Origin of the sequence: Streptomyces triticisoli (assembly GCF_003270085.1) — a bacterium.
Classification (GTDB): Bacteria; Actinomycetota; Actinomycetes; order Streptomycetales; family Streptomycetaceae; genus Streptomyces; species Streptomyces triticisoli.
In genome coordinates, this window is the sequence record NZ_QFDQ01000220.1 from 1 (window position 1) to 15,359 (window position 15,359).

14 protein-coding genes are annotated in these 15,359 nt (G+C 70.3%); all 14 read left to right on the forward strand.

Features of this window, described 5'->3' with window-relative positions:
* Nucleotides 1-544 precede the first annotated feature (544 nt).
* The 14 genes from thrB to DEP02_RS27020 all read left to right on the forward strand — a co-directional run bounded on the left by thrB (nucleotide 545) and on the right by DEP02_RS27020 (nucleotide 15,358).
* A complete protein-coding gene (gene thrB / locus DEP02_RS26955) occupies nucleotides 545-1,474 on the forward strand; it encodes a homoserine kinase (RefSeq protein ID WP_112470285.1) in 930 nt (309 codons plus the stop codon).
* 414 nt (nucleotides 1,475-1,888) lie between these two features.
* Nucleotides 1,889-3,943 carry a transcription termination factor Rho gene (gene rho / locus DEP02_RS26960; RefSeq protein WP_112470323.1) on the forward strand — a complete coding sequence of 685 codons (2,055 nt, stop codon included), beginning with the start codon at nucleotides 1,889-1,891 and terminating at the stop codon, nucleotides 3,941-3,943.
* Nucleotides 3,944-4,150: 207 nt separating this feature from the next.
* Nucleotides 4,151-5,287, forward strand: a complete 1,137-nt coding sequence (locus DEP02_RS26965) for an LCP family protein (protein ID WP_112470286.1) — start codon at nucleotides 4,151-4,153, stop codon at nucleotides 5,285-5,287.
* Nucleotides 5,288-5,571: 284 nt separating this feature from the next.
* The gene (rpmE, locus tag DEP02_RS26970) at nucleotides 5,572-5,799 is read left to right on the forward strand and encodes a 50S ribosomal protein L31 (RefSeq protein ID WP_112470287.1); all 228 of its coding nucleotides are present in this window, start codon (nucleotides 5,572-5,574) and stop codon (nucleotides 5,797-5,799) included.
* A gap of 128 nt (nucleotides 5,800-5,927) precedes the next feature.
* Nucleotides 5,928-6,995, forward strand: a complete 1,068-nt coding sequence (gene prfA, locus DEP02_RS26975; RefSeq protein ID WP_112470288.1) for a peptide chain release factor 1 — start codon at nucleotides 5,928-5,930, stop codon at nucleotides 6,993-6,995.
* A 114-nt stretch (nucleotides 6,996-7,109) separates the two neighbouring features.
* On the forward strand, nucleotides 7,110-7,949 hold the full coding sequence (prmC, locus tag DEP02_RS26980; RefSeq protein ID WP_112470289.1) for a peptide chain release factor N(5)-glutamine methyltransferase: 840 nt from the start codon (nucleotides 7,110-7,112) through the stop codon (nucleotides 7,947-7,949).
* 64 nt (nucleotides 7,950-8,013) lie between these two features.
* Complete coding sequence (locus tag DEP02_RS26985) at nucleotides 8,014-8,661, forward strand: L-threonylcarbamoyladenylate synthase (RefSeq protein ID WP_112470290.1); 648 nt, start codon at nucleotides 8,014-8,016, stop codon at nucleotides 8,659-8,661.
* A 52-nt stretch (nucleotides 8,662-8,713) separates the two neighbouring features.
* Complete coding sequence (locus DEP02_RS26990; RefSeq protein ID WP_112470291.1) at nucleotides 8,714-9,328, forward strand: arsenate reductase/protein-tyrosine-phosphatase family protein; 615 nt, start codon at nucleotides 8,714-8,716, stop codon at nucleotides 9,326-9,328.
* 472 nt (nucleotides 9,329-9,800) lie between these two features.
* On the forward strand, nucleotides 9,801-11,039 hold the full coding sequence (glyA, locus tag DEP02_RS26995; RefSeq protein WP_112470292.1) for a serine hydroxymethyltransferase: 1,239 nt from the start codon (nucleotides 9,801-9,803) through the stop codon (nucleotides 11,037-11,039).
* Between the two features lie 265 nt (nucleotides 11,040-11,304).
* Entirely contained in the window at nucleotides 11,305-12,651 is a 1,347-nt protein-coding gene (locus DEP02_RS27000) for an MraY family glycosyltransferase (RefSeq protein WP_112470293.1), read from the forward strand.
* A 328-nt stretch (nucleotides 12,652-12,979) separates the two neighbouring features.
* On the forward strand, nucleotides 12,980-13,417 hold the full coding sequence (locus DEP02_RS27005; protein ID WP_112470294.1) for a Cg1360 family ATP-synthase-associated protein: 438 nt from the start codon (nucleotides 12,980-12,982) through the stop codon (nucleotides 13,415-13,417).
* Nucleotides 13,418-13,642: 225 nt separating this feature from the next.
* On the forward strand, nucleotides 13,643-14,464 hold the full coding sequence (gene atpB / locus DEP02_RS27010; protein WP_112470295.1) for a F0F1 ATP synthase subunit A: 822 nt from the start codon (nucleotides 13,643-13,645) through the stop codon (nucleotides 14,462-14,464).
* A 71-nt stretch (nucleotides 14,465-14,535) separates the two neighbouring features.
* Nucleotides 14,536-14,766 (forward strand): ATP synthase F0 subunit C, encoded by a 231-nt coding sequence (gene atpE, locus DEP02_RS27015; RefSeq protein ID WP_112470296.1) that lies wholly within the window; start codon nucleotides 14,536-14,538, stop codon nucleotides 14,764-14,766.
* Nucleotides 14,767-14,809: 43 nt separating this feature from the next.
* Nucleotides 14,810-15,358: a F0F1 ATP synthase subunit B gene (locus DEP02_RS27020; RefSeq protein WP_112470297.1), complete on the forward strand. Its 549-nt coding sequence runs from the start codon at nucleotides 14,810-14,812 to the stop codon at nucleotides 15,356-15,358.
* Nucleotide 15,359: the final 1 nt, after the last annotated feature.

A 15,359-nucleotide genomic window follows, 5' to 3' on the forward strand; every position in this document is an offset into this window, starting at 1 on the left:
GTCGTCCGGGGGTCGTCCGGGCGCCGCGGTCCCGGCGGGGCCAGGGGCCAAGTCCCGCCCGGCGGGCGGTGGTGCGCGCCAGGCCGTGCGCAGTGCGGCCCCGTGCGCCTGGGCGGCAGCGGCAGCGGACGGTACGGGCCGTACACCGGCGTCCCGGGCACTCACACCCAGGCAGCGGTACCGTTCGGCCGGCCCCTGTCCGGCCAGTACCCCGCCCCGGTGGCAGCCCCACCGCGCACTCCGCCCACCCGGTGGCAGCCGGCCGCGCGCCCGTGCGACCGCCCGGCCTCCTGCACGTCCTCCTCTTGGGGCTCCCTGGGAGGGGGTTGCACGGGGGGCTTGCGACACGCTTCGTGCGCCTCCTGTGCGCCCTATATCGACACTGAACCTTCCTTCGATAGGCTGTAGGTAACCCACCCGCCGCATATGCCCTCGCATATGGCGCGGCGCCGCGTCGTCTCCGCGGCCTGAGGGTTCTCGTGCCCATCGAGTGTCCACCGAGTGTCATTCGACCATCACGCAGCTCAAGGAGAGTCAACGAGCGATGGCCGGTCCAGCGTTCCGCGCCGCCGCCGTCCGGGTGCGCGTCCCCGCCACCAGCGCCAACCTCGGCCCGGGCTTCGACGCCCTCGGCCTCGCGCTGGGGCTCTACGACGACGTGGTGGTCCGGGTGGCCGACTCCGGGCTGCACATCGACATCGCCGGCGAGGGCAGCGAGACGCTGCCGCGCGACGAGAAGCACCTGCTCGTCCGCTCGCTGCGCACCGCCTTCGACCTCCTCGGTGGACAGCCGCGCGGGCTGGAGATCGTCTGCGCCAACCGCATCCCGCACGGCCGCGGCCTGGGCTCCTCCTCCGCCGCCATCTGCGCCGGCATCGTCGCCGCCCGCGCCGTGACCATAGGCGCCGAGGCCAGGCTCGACGACACCGCGATGCTCGAGCTGGCCACCGAGATCGAGGGCCACCCGGACAACGTGGCGGCCTGTCTGCTGGGCGGGTTCACCCTGTCCTGGACGGAGGCCGGCGCCGCCCGGGCCATCAGGATGGAGCCCTCCGATTCCATCGTTCCGGTGGTTTTCGTACCGGCGAAGCCGGTCCTCACCGAAACCGCCCGCGGCCTGCTCCCGCGCACCGTGCCGCACGTCGACGCCGCCGTCAACACGGGCCGCGCCGCCCTGCTCGTCGAGGCCCTCACCCGGCGCCCCGAGCTGTTGCTCCCGGCCACCGAGGACCGCCTCCACCAGGAGTACCGCGCCCCGGCCATGCCGGAGAGCGCCGCCCTCGTGGAGCGGCTGCGGGCCGACGGCATCGCCGCGGTCATCTCCGGCGCCGGGCCCACCGTCATGGCGCTGGCCGACGCGGACACCGCCGACAAGGTGGAGCAGTTGGCGGGCGCCGACTGGGCCGCCAACCGGCTGAGTCTCGACCTGAAGGGAGCCTGCGTACTGCCGCTCGCCGCCGGTACGGAGAGCTGAAAGTCGGTGATTGCCGGATTTGGAGAGGGGGAATGTTTGTTGGATCCGGTAGTGTTAACCTCAAGTCTGCACCCGACCGCACCATGGCGAGGTGCTTTGTGTCCCCGTCCGGGACAGACATTCCTCCGGGAGCCCCCCGAACCGCACTGCGTGGTGTACGTCGTACCTGGGTAGTACGCCGTACGCGCACACTGAGCGGTCCACCGGGCGCGCTCCGGAATCGGTGCGACCACGCCACGTGACACAGCGAAACTTGGTGCCACGGATCGTCGAGGAAGCGCCAATCACCAGAAATTCTTCCGCCGCTTTGGCGGACCACCGCCGGGCACGGTCCCCACGCAAGGACCGAAGCCGGACAGCACAACCGGTCGCCGAGCCATGAAGGCCGACGTCCGCTCCAGGGAAGGACCCTTCGTGAGCGACACCACCGATCTGATGGGCGCACGTGTCGAGGAGACCGCTGCCGCGCCTGCCACGGACGCCTCCGCGCCTGCCACGGGTGCCGGCTCCCGGCGTCGCCGCGGTACCGGCCTCGAGGGCATGGTGCTGGCCGAGCTGCAACAGGTCGCATCCGGCCTCGGTATCAGGGGCACCGCGCGCATGCGCAAGAGCCAGCTGATCGAGGTCATCAAGGAGGCGCAGGCGGCAGGAGGCGCCCCCGCCGCGAAGGCCGCGCCCGCCGCGGAGGACGCCACCGAGAACAAGCCGAAGCGCCGCGCCACCTCCCGGGCCCGTACGGGCGAGGAGGCCGCACCCGCCCAGAAGGCGGAGACGAAGGCGGCCGAAGCCCCCGCCGAGAAGGCGGACAAGGCCGACAAGGCCGTGGCCCAGAAGCAGATCGAGATCCCCGGCCAGCCGGCCAGCGAGGACGTTCCCGCCGAGCGCCGCCGCCGGGCCACCGCCGAGGCGGGCGCCCCGGCGAGCAGCGCCGAGACGGTCGCCGCCGAGGCGAAGAGCGAGCCGCAGAGCGAGTCGAGGGCCGAGACCTCCGCACAGCCGCAGCAGCAGGACCAGCACTCCCAGCAGCAGGGCGAGGCGGCCAGGGGCGACGCCGGTGACAACGGCGAGGGCCGCCGCCGTGACCGCGACCGCAGCCGGGACCGCGGCCGGGACCGCGACCGCCACGGCAAGGGCGGCGACCAGCAGAACCAGAACGGCCAGCAGCGCCAGCAGCAGAACCAGCAGCAGGGCGGCGGCGGCCGCCAGGACCGTCATCACCAGGACGACGACGACTTCGACGGCGGCCGCCGGGGCCGTCGCGGCCGCTACCGCGACCGCCGTGGCCGCCGTGGCCGCGACGACGTGTCCGAGCCGCAGATCGCCGAGGACGACGTCCTGATCCCGGTCGCGGGCATCCTGGACATCCTCGACAACTACGCCTTCATCCGTACGTCCGGCTACCTGCCGGGTCCGAACGACGTGTACGTCTCCCTCGCCCAGGTCCGCAAGAACGGCCTGCGCAAGGGCGACCACGTCACCGGCGCCGTGCGCCAGCCGAAGGAGGGCGAGCGCCGGGAGAAGTTCAACGCGCTGGTCCGCCTCGACTCCGTCAACGGCATGGCGCCCGAACACGGCCGCGGGCGGCCGGAGTTCAACAAGCTGACGCCGCTGTACCCGCAGGACCGGCTCCGTCTGGAGACCGACCCGGGCGTCCTGACCACCCGGATCATCGACCTGGTCTCGCCGATCGGCAAGGGCCAGCGCGGTCTGATCGTGGCCCCGCCGAAGACCGGCAAGACCATGATCATGCAGGCGGTCGCCAACGCGATCACGCGCAACAACCCCGAGTGCCACCTGATGGTCGTCCTCGTCGACGAGCGTCCGGAAGAGGTCACCGACATGCAGCGGTCGGTCAAGGGCGAGGTCATCTCCTCGACCTTCGACCGCCCGGCCGAGGACCACACCACGGTCGCCGAGCTCGCCATCGAGCGCGCCAAGCGCCTGGTGGAGCTGGGCCACGACGTGGTCGTCCTGCTGGACTCCATCACCCGCCTGGGCCGCGCCTACAACCTCGCCGCCCCGGCCTCCGGCCGCATCCTGTCCGGTGGTGTGGACTCCACGGCCCTGTACCCGCCGAAGCGCTTCTTCGGTGCGGCCCGCAACATCGAGGACGGCGGCTCGCTGACCATCCTCGCCACCGCCCTGGTGGACACCGGGTCCCGCATGGACGAGGTGATCTTCGAGGAGTTCAAGGGCACCGGCAACATGGAGCTCAAGCTCGACCGGAAGCTCGCCGACAAGCGCATCTTCCCGGCCGTCGACGTCGACGCGTCCGGTACGCGCAAGGAGGAGATCCTGCTCGGCGCGGAGGAGCTCAACATCGTCTGGAAGCTGCGGCGGGTGCTGCACGCGCTCGACCAGCAGCAGGCGATCGAACTGCTCCTGGACAAGATGAAGCAGACCAAGTCGAACGTCGAGTTCCTGATGCAGATCCAGAAGACGACCCCGGCGCCGGGCAACGGCGACTGAGGCAGGCGCATCAGCTGAAAGGGCCGCTCCCGTGCCATGGGGGCGGCCCTTGTGCTTGGCGGGACCTGTGCCGCGGAGCGTTGTGCAACCTTTTTCCGGTTTCCCCCGTCTGACCGTAAGGGTGACGATGGTCAGGTATGGGCTCGTCGACCGGGCCTGGCCCCGGGAACACGGGGTAGCCGACCGGATACGAGACCTGAGGAGCACATGTCCGCCGAGAGCACGCCGGGCCCCGGCATACCGGAGGAGACCGGCGACACCAGTCCCCGCCGCCGTGCCAGGGGCCGACGCCGCAAGCCCCGCACCGGGCGGCGCAGGGCCCTGACGGTCGCGGCCTGGACCGCCGCGGGGATCGTCGTGCTCGGCGGCACCGGAGTGGGCTACCTCTACTTCAAGCTCAACGGCAACCTGGAGACGGTCGACATCAACCAGGTCCTCGGCACCGACCGGCCCACCAAGGCCGACAACGGCTCCGAGAACATCCTCGTCCTCGGCTCCGACACCCGGTCCGGCGGCAACAGGAAGCTGGGCGGCGGCCCCGACGACGGCAGCGCCCGCTCCGACACGGCGATGATCGTGCACGTCTACGAGGGCCACCGGAAGGCCGGCGTCGTCTCCATACCCCGCGACACCCTCGTCGACCGCCCCGAGTGCACCGACGCCAAGGGCGGTACGCACCCCGCGGCCCACGGCGTGATGTTCAACGAGTCGTACTCCACCGGCGGCGCCGCCTGCGCCGTGAAGACCGTCGAGTCGATGACCGGCATCCGCATGGACCACTACCTGGAGGTCGACTTCAGCGGCTTCCGGAGACTCGTCGACGAACTCGGCGGCGTCCCGATCACCACGACGAAGAACATCGACGACCCGAAGAGCCACCTGGACCTCGAGGCCGGCACCCACACCCTCGACGGCCGGCAGGCCCTCGGCCTGGTCCGCACCCGGCACGGCGTGGGCGACGGCTCCGACCTCGGCCGCATCCAACTCCAGCAGGCATTCCTCAAGGCCCTGGTCGACCAGGTCGAGCAGGTGGGCCTCTTCACCAACCCGAAGAAGCTCTACGACCTCGGCAACACCGCCACCAAGTCCGTCACCACCGACTCCGACCTCGGCTCGGTCAACGCCCTGATCTCCTTCGCCGACAGCCTCAAGACCATCGGCTCCTCCGACATGACCATGATCACCATGCCGGTCCAGTACGACCCGGCGAACAGGAACCGGGTCGTGGTGGAGAAACTCAAGGCCAACCAGGTCTGGCAGGCCTTGAAGAACGACCAGCCGATCCCCAGGGCGGCCACCAAGGGAACGGCCACCGGCGAAGCCAAGGATGTGGTGACTCCCTGAGGGGCGCGGGGCTGTACCGACATGCGGCTCTGCCGCGTGGGCGCGAACAACCCACAACAACCCGCCCCCGCCCACAACAACCCGCCCCCGCCCACGACGAAACCGCCCACCCCCATAGGCGCAATCCCGCCCTCGCCCCGCAGGGACCCGCGGGGAATACACGACCGAACCCCCCGGTTTGGGGAGATGGCCCCAGTCCTGGCAGACTGGAGCGTCGGCTCCGGTTCACGCACCGCATCCCGCGGCTGCGACCCGGCGCCCTCCAGGATCGGTAGGAGAACCCCTTGAAGCGCGACATCCACCCCGCGTACGTCGAGACGCAGGTCAGCTGCACCTGTGGCGCGTCGTTCACGACCCGCAGCACGATCGAGTCCGGCACCATCCGGGCCGAGGTCTGCTCCGAATGCCACCCGTTCTACACGGGCAAGCAGAAGATCCTCGACACCGGTGGCCGTGTGGCCCGCTTCGAGGCCCGCTTCGGCAAGAAGGTTGCCGCCGGCTCCAAGAAGTAGCGAGCCCCTTTCCGCCGGTCCATGGCCGCGCCCCTGCCGGGGAGTGCGCCGGGACCGGCGTTTTTGGTCGCTCGCCTTCCCCTTCCCCGCAGCACCCGCAGAACAGCAGGCAGTACAGGAGCCGAAAGATGTTCGAGGCCGTCGAGGAACTCGTCGCCGAGCACGCCGACCTGGAGAAGAAGCTCGCCGACCCGTCGGTCCACTCCGACCAGGCCAACGCGCGCAAGCTCAACAAGCGCTACGCCGAGCTCACCCCGATCATCGCCACGTACCGCTCCTGGAGGCAGACCGGCGACGACGTCGAGACCGCGCGCGAACTGGTCGCCGACGACCCGGACTTCGCGGCCGAGCTCAAGGACCTGGAGCAGCAGCGCGAGGAGCTGACCGAGAAGCTGCGACTCCTGCTCGTCCCGCGCGACCCCAGTGACGACAAGGACGTCATCCTGGAGATCAAGGCCGGCGCCGGCGGTGACGAGTCGGCGCTCTTCGCCGGCGACCTGCTGCGCATGTACCTGCGCTACGCCGAGCGGGTCGGCTGGAAGACCGAGATCATCGACGCCACCGAGTCCGAGCTGGGCGGCTACAAGGACGTCCAGGTCGCGGTGAAGGCCCGCGGGCAGAGCGAGCCCGGCCAGGGCGTGTGGGCCCGGCTGAAGTACGAGGGCGGGGTGCACCGCGTGCAGCGGGTGCCGGCCACCGAGTCCCAGGGCCGTATCCACACCTCCGCCGCCGGTGTGCTGGTCACCCCGGAGGCCGAGGAGGTCGACATCGAGATCAGCCCGAACGACCTGCGCATCGACGTCTACCGGTCCTCGGGCCCGGGCGGGCAGTCCGTCAACACCACCGACTCCGCCGTGCGCATCACGCACGTCCCGACCGGAGTCGTCGCCTCCTGCCAGAACGAGAAGAGTCAGCTGCAGAACAAGGAGCAGGCACTGCGTATCCTGCGCTCCAGGCTGCTCGCCATGGCGCAGGAGGAGGCGGAGAAGGAGGCCGCCGACGCCCGCCGCAGCCAGGTCCGCACCGTCGACCGCTCCGAGAAGATCCGCACCTACAACTTCCCGGAGAACCGCATCTCGGACCACCGGGTCGGCTTCAAGGCCTACAACCTGGACCAGGTCCTGGACGGCGACCTGAACGCGGTGATCCAGGCCTGCGTCGACGCGGACTCGGCAGCCAGGCTCGCGGCCGCGTAAGGCACACAGGCGCAGGACGCAGGACGCAGGACACAGCACGTAGGACGACGTACGAGTACCGGAGGACCAGCGGTGCAGCAAGGAATCGGGGGGCGGCCCCCCAGCCCCCGCAGCGTGCTGCTCGCCGAGGTGGCCCGGGCCACGCAGCGGCTGGCCGACGCCGGCGTGGACTCGCCGCGCACCGACGCCGAGGAGCTCGCCGCGTTCGTGCACGGCGTCAAGCGGGGCGAGCTGCACTCCGTGAAGGACGCCGACTTCGACGCCCGGTACTGGGAGGTCATCGCCCGCCGCGAGCAGCGCGAGCCGCTGCAGCACATCACCGGCCGGGCCTACTTCCGCTACCTGGAGCTCCAGGTCGGCCCCGGCGTGTTCGTGCCCCGGCCCGAGACCGAGTCCGTGGTCGGCTGGGCGATAGACGCCGTACGGGCCATGGACGTCGTCGAGCCGTGCATCGTCGACCTGTGCACCGGCTCGGGCGCCATCGCGCTCGCCCTCGCCCAGGAGGTGCCGCGCTCGCGCGTGCATGCCGTGGAGCTGAGCGAGGACGCGCTGGAATGGGCCCGCAAGAACGTCGAGGGCTCCAGGGTCGACCTGCGCCAGGGCGACGCCCTGACCGCGTTCCCCGACCTCGACGGCCAGGTCGACCTCGTCATCTCCAACCCGCCGTACATCCCGCTCACCGAATGGGAGTACGTCGCCCCCGAGGCCCGCGACTACGACCCGGAGCTGGCGTTGTTCTCCGGGGAGGACGGCCTCGACCTGATCCGCGGCCTCGAACGCACCGCGCACCGGCTGCTGCGGCCCGGCGGAGTCGTCGTCGTCGAGCACGCCGACACCCAGGGCGGCCAGGTGCCGTGGATCTTCACCGAGGAGCGGGGCTGGGCCGACGCCGCCGACCACCCCGACCTCAACAACCGGCCGCGGTTCGCCACCGCCCGCAAGGCACTGCCGTGACGCCCGCACAGCCCCCCACCAGCACTTCGACCCAGCAGGACGCGTACGAGGAGGCCCGCTGACCATGGCACGGCGATACGACACCAACGACGCCACCGACCGCGCGACGGGCCTGCGCGAAGCCGCGTCCGCCGTCCGCCGGGGCGAACTCGTGGTGCTGCCCACCGACACCGTCTACGGCATCGGCGCCGACGCCTTCTCCTCCGAGGCCGTGGCCGACCTGCTCGCGGCCAAGGGCCGGGGACGCACCATGCCCACCCCCGTCCTCATCGGCTCCCCGAACACCCTGCACGGGCTGGTCACGGACTTCTCCGAGATGGCCTGGGAACTCGTCGACGCCTTCTGGCCGGGCGCGCTGACGCTGGTCGCCCGGCACCAGCCGTCCCTGCAGTGGGACCTGGGGGACACCCGGGGCACGGTCGCCGTGCGGATGCCGCTGCACCCGGTCGCCATCGAACTGCTCACCGAGGTCGGCCCGATGGCCGTCTCCTCGGCGAACCTGACCGGCCACCCCGCGCCGGAGAACTGCGACGCCGCGCAGGAGATGCTCGGCGACTCCGTCTCCGTCTACCTCGACGGCGGCCCGACCCCCGGCAACGTGCCGTCCTCCATCGTCGACGTCACCAGCCGGGTGCCCGTGCTGCTGCGCGAGGGCGCCCTGTCCCCGGAGGAGCTGCGGAAGGTCGTACCCGACCTCGAGGTGGCGAATTGACGGCGCCCGAATCCCCCAAGCTCTCGGCTGCGCTCGAGCAGGGGGGACCCCCATGCGCGGCATAGGCGACACCTTCCGCATCCTCCACGTCAGCACCGGCAACGTGTGCCGCTCGCCCATCACCGAGCGGCTGACCCGGCACTTCCTGGCGGACCGGCTCGGGGACCCCCGGGGCGGCGGGCTGATCGTGGAGAGCGCGGGCACCTGGGGCCACGAGGGCGCGCCCATGGAGGCCAACGCGGAGACCGTGCTGGCCGACTTCGGCGCGGACGCCTCCGGCTTCGTGGGCCGCGAACTCCTGGACGAGCACGTGATCATGGCCGATCTCGTGCTGACCGCCACCCGCGACCACCGCGCCCAGGTCATCTCCATGGGCCACTCGGCGGGTCTGCGCACCTTCACCCTCAAGGAGTTCACCCGCCTGGTGCGGGCGATAGACCCGGCCACGCTGCCTCCCCTGGAGGACGGCGCGGTCGAACGCGCCCGCGCCCTGGTCCGCGCCGCCGCCGCTCTACGCGGGTGGCTCCTGGCCCCCACGGCCGAGGCGGACGAGGTCCACGACCCCTACGGCGCCCCCCTGCCCTTCTTCCGCTCGATCGGCGACGAGATACACCAGGCGCTGGACCCGGTGGTGACGGCGCTGACGGGGGTGGCCGCGCGGGCTTGAGCGGGGCGGGGCCCCACACAAGCGTCCGGTGACGGGACAGGGCGGTGGGCCGGCGGGTTCACGGGACCGTCCGTCACGGCACCGCGCCGTCACAGCGCCCCCGAAACCCCCGGCCTCGTATGCCCGCGTCCGTGACCCCGTGGGCCCGACAGGACCTGGGGGCCAACGGCGCACCCGGACGGCACCGGATCACACGGGCCCGACGAGGCCGTGATCCCCCCCGTGCGCCCGGGAGGGCCCGAGGGCCGCGCGGGGCCCACGAGCCAAGGTTTCCCGGTGTGATGGGAGGTCCTGGGGGGTGTGTGGGGTCTGTGGGGCTGGGTTTCCCGGTGTGTCGGGACGCCCGAGGACCGCGCGGGCCTTGTGAGGCCCGGGGTTCGCGGTGTGCCCGGGACGGCGTAAGGGTCGCGCGGGGTGGTGGGGGGCGGGCCTACATTGGACGTACGTCACCGTCGACCGTCCGGAGCGCGTCATGTCGGTCATCCCCGTTCTCGAGGCAGACGTCCTGCGGCGGCAGGACCCCGAACTGGCCGACATCCTGCTGGGGGAGCTGCAGAGGCAGTCGACGACGCTGCAGCTGATCGCCGCCGAGAACTTCACCTCGCCGGCAGTGCTGGCCGCGCTCGGCTCGGCGCTGGCGAACAAGTACGCCGAGGGCTACCCCGCCGCCCGGCACCACGGCGGCTGCGAGATGGCCGACGCCGCCGAACGCCTCGCCGTGCAGCGGGCGAAGGACCTGTTCGGCGCCGAGCACGCCAACGTCCAGGCGCACTCGGGCTCTTCGGCGGTCCTCGCCGCCTACGCGGCGCTGCTGCGCCCCGGAGACACCGTGCTCGCCCTCGGACTGCCGCACGGCGGCCACCTCACCCACGGCTCGCCCGCGAACTTCTCCGGCCGCTGGTTCGACTTCGTCGGCTACGGCGTCGACGCCGAGACCGGACTCATCGACCACCTCCAGGTGCGCACCCTCGCCCACGCGCACCGCCCCAAGGCGATCGTGTGCGGGTCGATCGCCTACCCCCGCCACATCGACTACGCCTTCTTCCGCTCCGTCGCCGACGAGGTGGGCGCCTACCTGATCGCCGACGCCGCCCACCCCATGGGGCTGGTGGCCGGGGGAGCGGCGCCCAGCCCCGTGCCGTACGCCGACATCGTGTGCGCCACCACCCACAAGGTGCTGCGCGGCCCGCGCGGCGGGATGATCCTGTGCGGCGGCGAGCTCGCCGAGCGCGTCGACCGCGCCGTCTTCCCCTTCACCCAGGGCGGCGCGCAGATGCACACCATCGCCGCGAAGGCCGTCGCGTTCGCCGAGGCCGCGACCCCGGCCTTCGCCGCCTACGCCCACCAGGTCGTCGCCAACGCACGGGTGCTCGCGGCCCGGCTGGCCGCCGAGGGCCTGAACGTCACCACCCGCGGCACCGACACCCACCTGATCACCGCCGACCCGGCGCCGCTCGGCGTCGACGGGCGCACCGCGCGCGGCCGTCTGGCCGCCGCCGGGATCGTCCTCGACTGCTGCGCCCTGCCGCACGCCGGCGCCCGCGGGCTGCGCCTGGGCACCGCCGCGGTGACCACCCAGGGCATGGGCCAGGGCGAGATGGAGTGGATCGCCGTACTGTTCGGCAAGGTGCTGCGCGGCGAACTCGACGGGGCCAGGGCACGTGAGGACGTGCGTGAACTCACCGGCCGGTTTCCGCCATATCCCGGCTGAGGTGGGGTAGACGCCCAGTCGGAGGGTCGCTTCCTGAATCTGTGGTGGTTTCCACCTGTTCCGCACGGGATCGGTTCGGGCTGGACCGCAACCCTCGGGTTGGAAGCCCCCCTCCTTCAGGCAGGGGAGCGGAGTCACACATATGCCTGCGTCGCTAGCTCGCTAGGCTGAGAGCCTGTCGTCAAACTTCTGTCGTTCGCCCGAAGGGCAGGCGGGAGCTTGACGACAGGCTCTGAGACGGCCAGCGAGACCTGTGGGGAAGCCCGTGCGTGAATACCTGCTGACGCTCTGCATCACGGCCGCGGTGACGTATCTGCTGACAGGGCCGGTACGGAAGTTCGCGATCGTGGCGGGGGCGATGCCGGAGGTCCGGGCACGTGACGTGCACCGGGAGCCCACTCCCCGGCTCGGCGGAATCGCGATGTTCTTCGGGTTGTGCGCGGGCCTGCTGGTCGCCGGCCACCTCACCAACCTCAGTCAGGTCTTCGACAAGTCGAACGAGCCACGCGCGCTGCTTTCCGGGGCCGCCCTGATCTGGCTGATCGGCGTCCTCGACGACAAGTTCGAGATCGACGCACTGATCAAGCTGGGCGGCCAGATGATCGCCGCCGGTGTGATGGTCGTGCAGGGTCTGACGATCCTGTGGCTGCCGGTGCCGGGCGTGGGCACGGTCGCGCTGACCCAGTGGCAGAGCACCCTGCTGACGGTGGCGCTGGTCGTGATCACCATCAACGCGGTCAACTTCGTCGACGGACTGGACGGTCTGGCCGCCGGCATGGTGTGCATCGCGGCCGTCGCGTTCTTCATGTACGCCTACCGGCTGTGGTACGGGTACAACATCGAGGCCGCCGCCCCCGCCACACTCTTCGCCGTCATCCTCATGGGCATGTGCCTGGGCTTCCTGCCGCACAACATGCATCCCGCGCGGATCTTCATGGGTGACTCGGGGTCCATGCTGATCGGCCTGGTCCTGGCGGCGGGCGCGATCTCGGTGACCGGGCAGATCGACCCGGATGTGATGAAGCTGTTCTCCGGCTCAGAACGCAACACCGTGCACCAGATGGTGCCGGTCTACATCCCGCTGCTGATGCCGCTGACGATCATCGCCATTCCGGCCGCCGACCTGGTCCTGGCCATCGTGCGGCGCACCTGGCACGGACAGTCGCCGTTCGCCGCGGACCGGGGGCATCTGCACCACCGCCTGCTGGAGATCGGCCACTCGCACAGCCGGGCCGTGCTGATCATGTACTTCTGGTCGGCGCTGATCGGCTTCGGCGCGCTGGCCTACTCGGTCAACTCCGCGTCCATGTGGATCGTGCTGGGCGTCGCCCTGCTCAGCTTCGTCGGGCTGGTGCTGCTCCTGCTGCCGCGCTTCACCCCGCGTGCGCCGCGCTGGGCCGAGCAGCTCGTGCCGCCGCGCTACCGGCACCCGCGCCCGGCCACGGCGCCGGACGCCTCCAGGCCGGCGGCCGCGGAGCCCCTTGCCACGGCTGATGTCACGGGGACTTCCGGCGTACGGGTCCGGGCCGGCGTGGCCGGCGTCAACGGAGCGACCGCTCTGGGCGCCCGTTCGCGTCTCCTGGACAGGCGCAAAGCAGGAACGTCACGCTGAGGGTCGAGGCCGAGCGTCAAGGCTGAGGGTCAAGGTAAGAATCTGACTAAGGCGTTGCCCAGTCATGGGGTTGTGAATCCGGGCAATATTGGACATATTGGTCCAGGTTTTGCGCAGGTGTGTGGCGTGAGCCTCGACTGTGAGGGTGCGCACACCCGGCGGGTAAAGACCTCATCAAATAGTTTGTGATACCGTTCACGAGTATCCCGGACAGAGTCGAAGGCCCTGAGTGCAACGGTCCTTCGGGGCCGAGGTTTCTCTCTCGACGCCGGGACTACGCTCGTCCCATGACGACACCCTTCCCCCAGTGATTTGCGGAGTCGCCGCCATGCCCTCCAGTGACGCCCGGACCCTGATCCAGGCTGCCGTGCCCACTGCTGCCGTAGGCGCGGTCGCCGTCGCGATCGGCGGCGCCGTCGAAGGCGGCAAGGGTGCGATCGGAGCGGTCATCGCGACAGTGCTCGTGATCCTGCTCATGGGGGCGGGTCTGTACGTCCTCCAGTGGACCGCCAAGTCACTGCCGCATCTGTTCCAGGCGATGGGGCTGATGATGTACATGGCGCAGATCCTGCTGATGTTCACCTTCATCGCGCTCTTCAAGAACACGACGCTGTTCCACCCGAAGGTCTTCGCCCTCGCGCTGCTCGTGTGCACCCTGACCTGGGTCGCCGCGCAGGCACGCGCCCAGATGAAGGCCAAGATCCTTTACGTGGAACCCGATTCGACGACGGGCGAGAAGAAGGAGACTCAGGGGCACTCGTCGTGAGACGTAGGGCCGGGATAAAGGTGCATCAGAGATCCTGCTATCGTCCGGTGCCAACTGCGGCATCGCGGGCGCGGGCATCCGAGCTGACGCCTGCAATATCGCGAGGCGAGATGCCCCACAGTCGCCCCCACATCCGTAACACCAGTCCCGTGCCGATCCGCGGCCCCGTGCCGCGCCGACACCACGAGGTTGCCGAATCCATGCGCCACGCCGAAGGAGCCCGCGGTGAGTGCTGACCCGACGCAGGTGCTCGCCTTCGAGACCGACTGCCACATCTTCGCCGACTGTGGCTTTCCGTCTCCCGGGCTGCACTCGTTCCTCTTCGAGCCCCTCTGGGGCAACGGCGACAGCAACGTGTACTTCAACAAGACGATGCTGCTGGCGCTGCTCGGGTCGATCATCGTGATCGGCTTCTTCTGGGCGGCCTTCCGCCGGCCCCAGGTCGTCCCCGGCAAGCTGCAGATGGTCGCCGAGGCCGGCTACGACTTCGTCCGCCGGGGCGTCGTCTACGAGACGATGGGCAAGCGCCAGGGCGAGAAGTACGTCCCGTTCGTCGTCGCGCTGTTCTTCTTCGTCTGGATGATGAACCTCTGGTCGATCATCCCGTTCGCCCAGTTCCCGGTGACGTCGGTCATCGCGTACCCGATGGTGCTCGCGCTGGTCGTCTACCTCGTGTGGGTCTCGCTGACCTTCAAGAAGCACGGCTTCGTCGGCGCCCTGAAGAACTTCACCGGCTACGACAAGTCGCTCGGTGCGGCACTGCCGGTCGTCATGCTGATCGAGGCCTTCTCGAACCTGCTCGTCCGGCCCTTCACCCACGCCGTGCGACTCTTCGCGAACATGTTCGCGGGCCACATCCTGCTGGTGCTGTTCACCATCGCCAGCTGGTACCTGCTGAACGGCATCGGGATCGCCTACGCCGGCGTCTCGTTCCTGATGGTCCTCGTGATGACCGTCTTCGAGCTGTTCATCCAGGCCCTGCAGGCGTACGTCTTCGTCCTGCTGACCTGCACCTACATCCAGGGCGCGCTCGCCGAGCAGCACTGAGCGTCCCGAACCCGCCCCCAATCGTCCGGTGGCGCACCCCCACCGGCTCGTGAAGAAAAGGAAGAACTGGCATGTCCCAGACCCTCGCCGCCGTCACCGGCTCGATCGCTTCCATCGGCTACGGCATCGCCGCCTTCGGCCCCGGCATCGGCGTCGGCATCATCTTCGGTAAGGGCACCGAAGCCATCGCCCGTCAGCCTGAGGCGGCCGGCCTGATCCGTGCCAACCAGATCCTTGGTTTCGCCTTCTGTGAGGCGCTGGCCCTCATCGGCCTGGTCATGCCGTTCGTCTACGGCACGTGATCTCTGATCCACGACCGGCTCACTAGACGAAAGGCACACTGATATGAGCCCACTGCTTCATATCGCGGCTGAGGGGGAGCTTCAGAACCCCCTTGTCCCGCCGATTCCCGAGGTCGTCATCGGCCTGCTCGCCTTCGTCATCGTCTTCGGTTTCCTCGCCTGGAAGCTCCTCCCGAACATCAACAAGGTTCTGGAGGAGCGCCGCGAGGCGATCGAGGGCGGGATCGAGAAGGCCGAGGCCGCTCAGACCGAGGCTCAGAGCGTGCTCGAGCAGTACAAGGCCCAGCTCGCCGAGGCCCGGCACGAGGCCGCGCGCCTGCGCCAGGAGGCGCAGGAGCAGGGCGCCGTGCTCATCGCCGAGATGCGCGCGGAGGGCCAGCGGCAGCGTGAGGAGATCATCGCCGCCGGCCACGCACAGGTCGAGGCCGACCGCAAGGCCGCTTCGGCGGCGCTGCGCCAGGACATCGGCAGGCTGGCCACCGACCTGGCCGGCAAGCTCGTCGGCGAGTCCCTCGAGGACCACGCCCGGCAGAGCCGTGTGATCGACCGCTTCCTCGACGGGCTCGAGGAGAAGGCCGAGGCCGCTCGATGAC

Bases quoted from the DNA above. Each gene is read 5' to 3' on its own strand.
- DEP02_RS26985 (WP_112470290.1), top strand. From the start codon at position 8,014: ATGGCACGGCGATACGACACCAACGACGCCACCGACCGCGCGACGGGC.
- DEP02_RS27020 (WP_112470297.1), top strand. From the start codon at position 14,810: ATGAGCCCACTGCTTCATATCGCGGCTGAGGGGGAGCTTCAGAACCCC.
- DEP02_RS26965 (WP_112470286.1), top strand. From the start codon at position 4,151: ATGTCCGCCGAGAGCACGCCGGGCCCCGGCATACCGGAGGAGACCGGC.
- DEP02_RS26990 (WP_112470291.1), top strand. From the start codon at position 8,714: ATGCGCGGCATAGGCGACACCTTCCGCATCCTCCACGTCAGCACCGGC.
- glyA (WP_112470292.1), top strand. From the start codon at position 9,801: ATGTCGGTCATCCCCGTTCTCGAGGCAGACGTCCTGCGGCGGCAGGAC.
- DEP02_RS27005 (WP_112470294.1), top strand. From the start codon at position 12,980: ATGCCCTCCAGTGACGCCCGGACCCTGATCCAGGCTGCCGTGCCCACT.
- atpE (WP_112470296.1), top strand. From the start codon at position 14,536: ATGTCCCAGACCCTCGCCGCCGTCACCGGCTCGATCGCTTCCATCGGC.
- thrB (WP_112470285.1), top strand. From the start codon at position 545: ATGGCCGGTCCAGCGTTCCGCGCCGCCGCCGTCCGGGTGCGCGTCCCC.
- prfA (WP_112470288.1), top strand. From the start codon at position 5,928: ATGTTCGAGGCCGTCGAGGAACTCGTCGCCGAGCACGCCGACCTGGAG.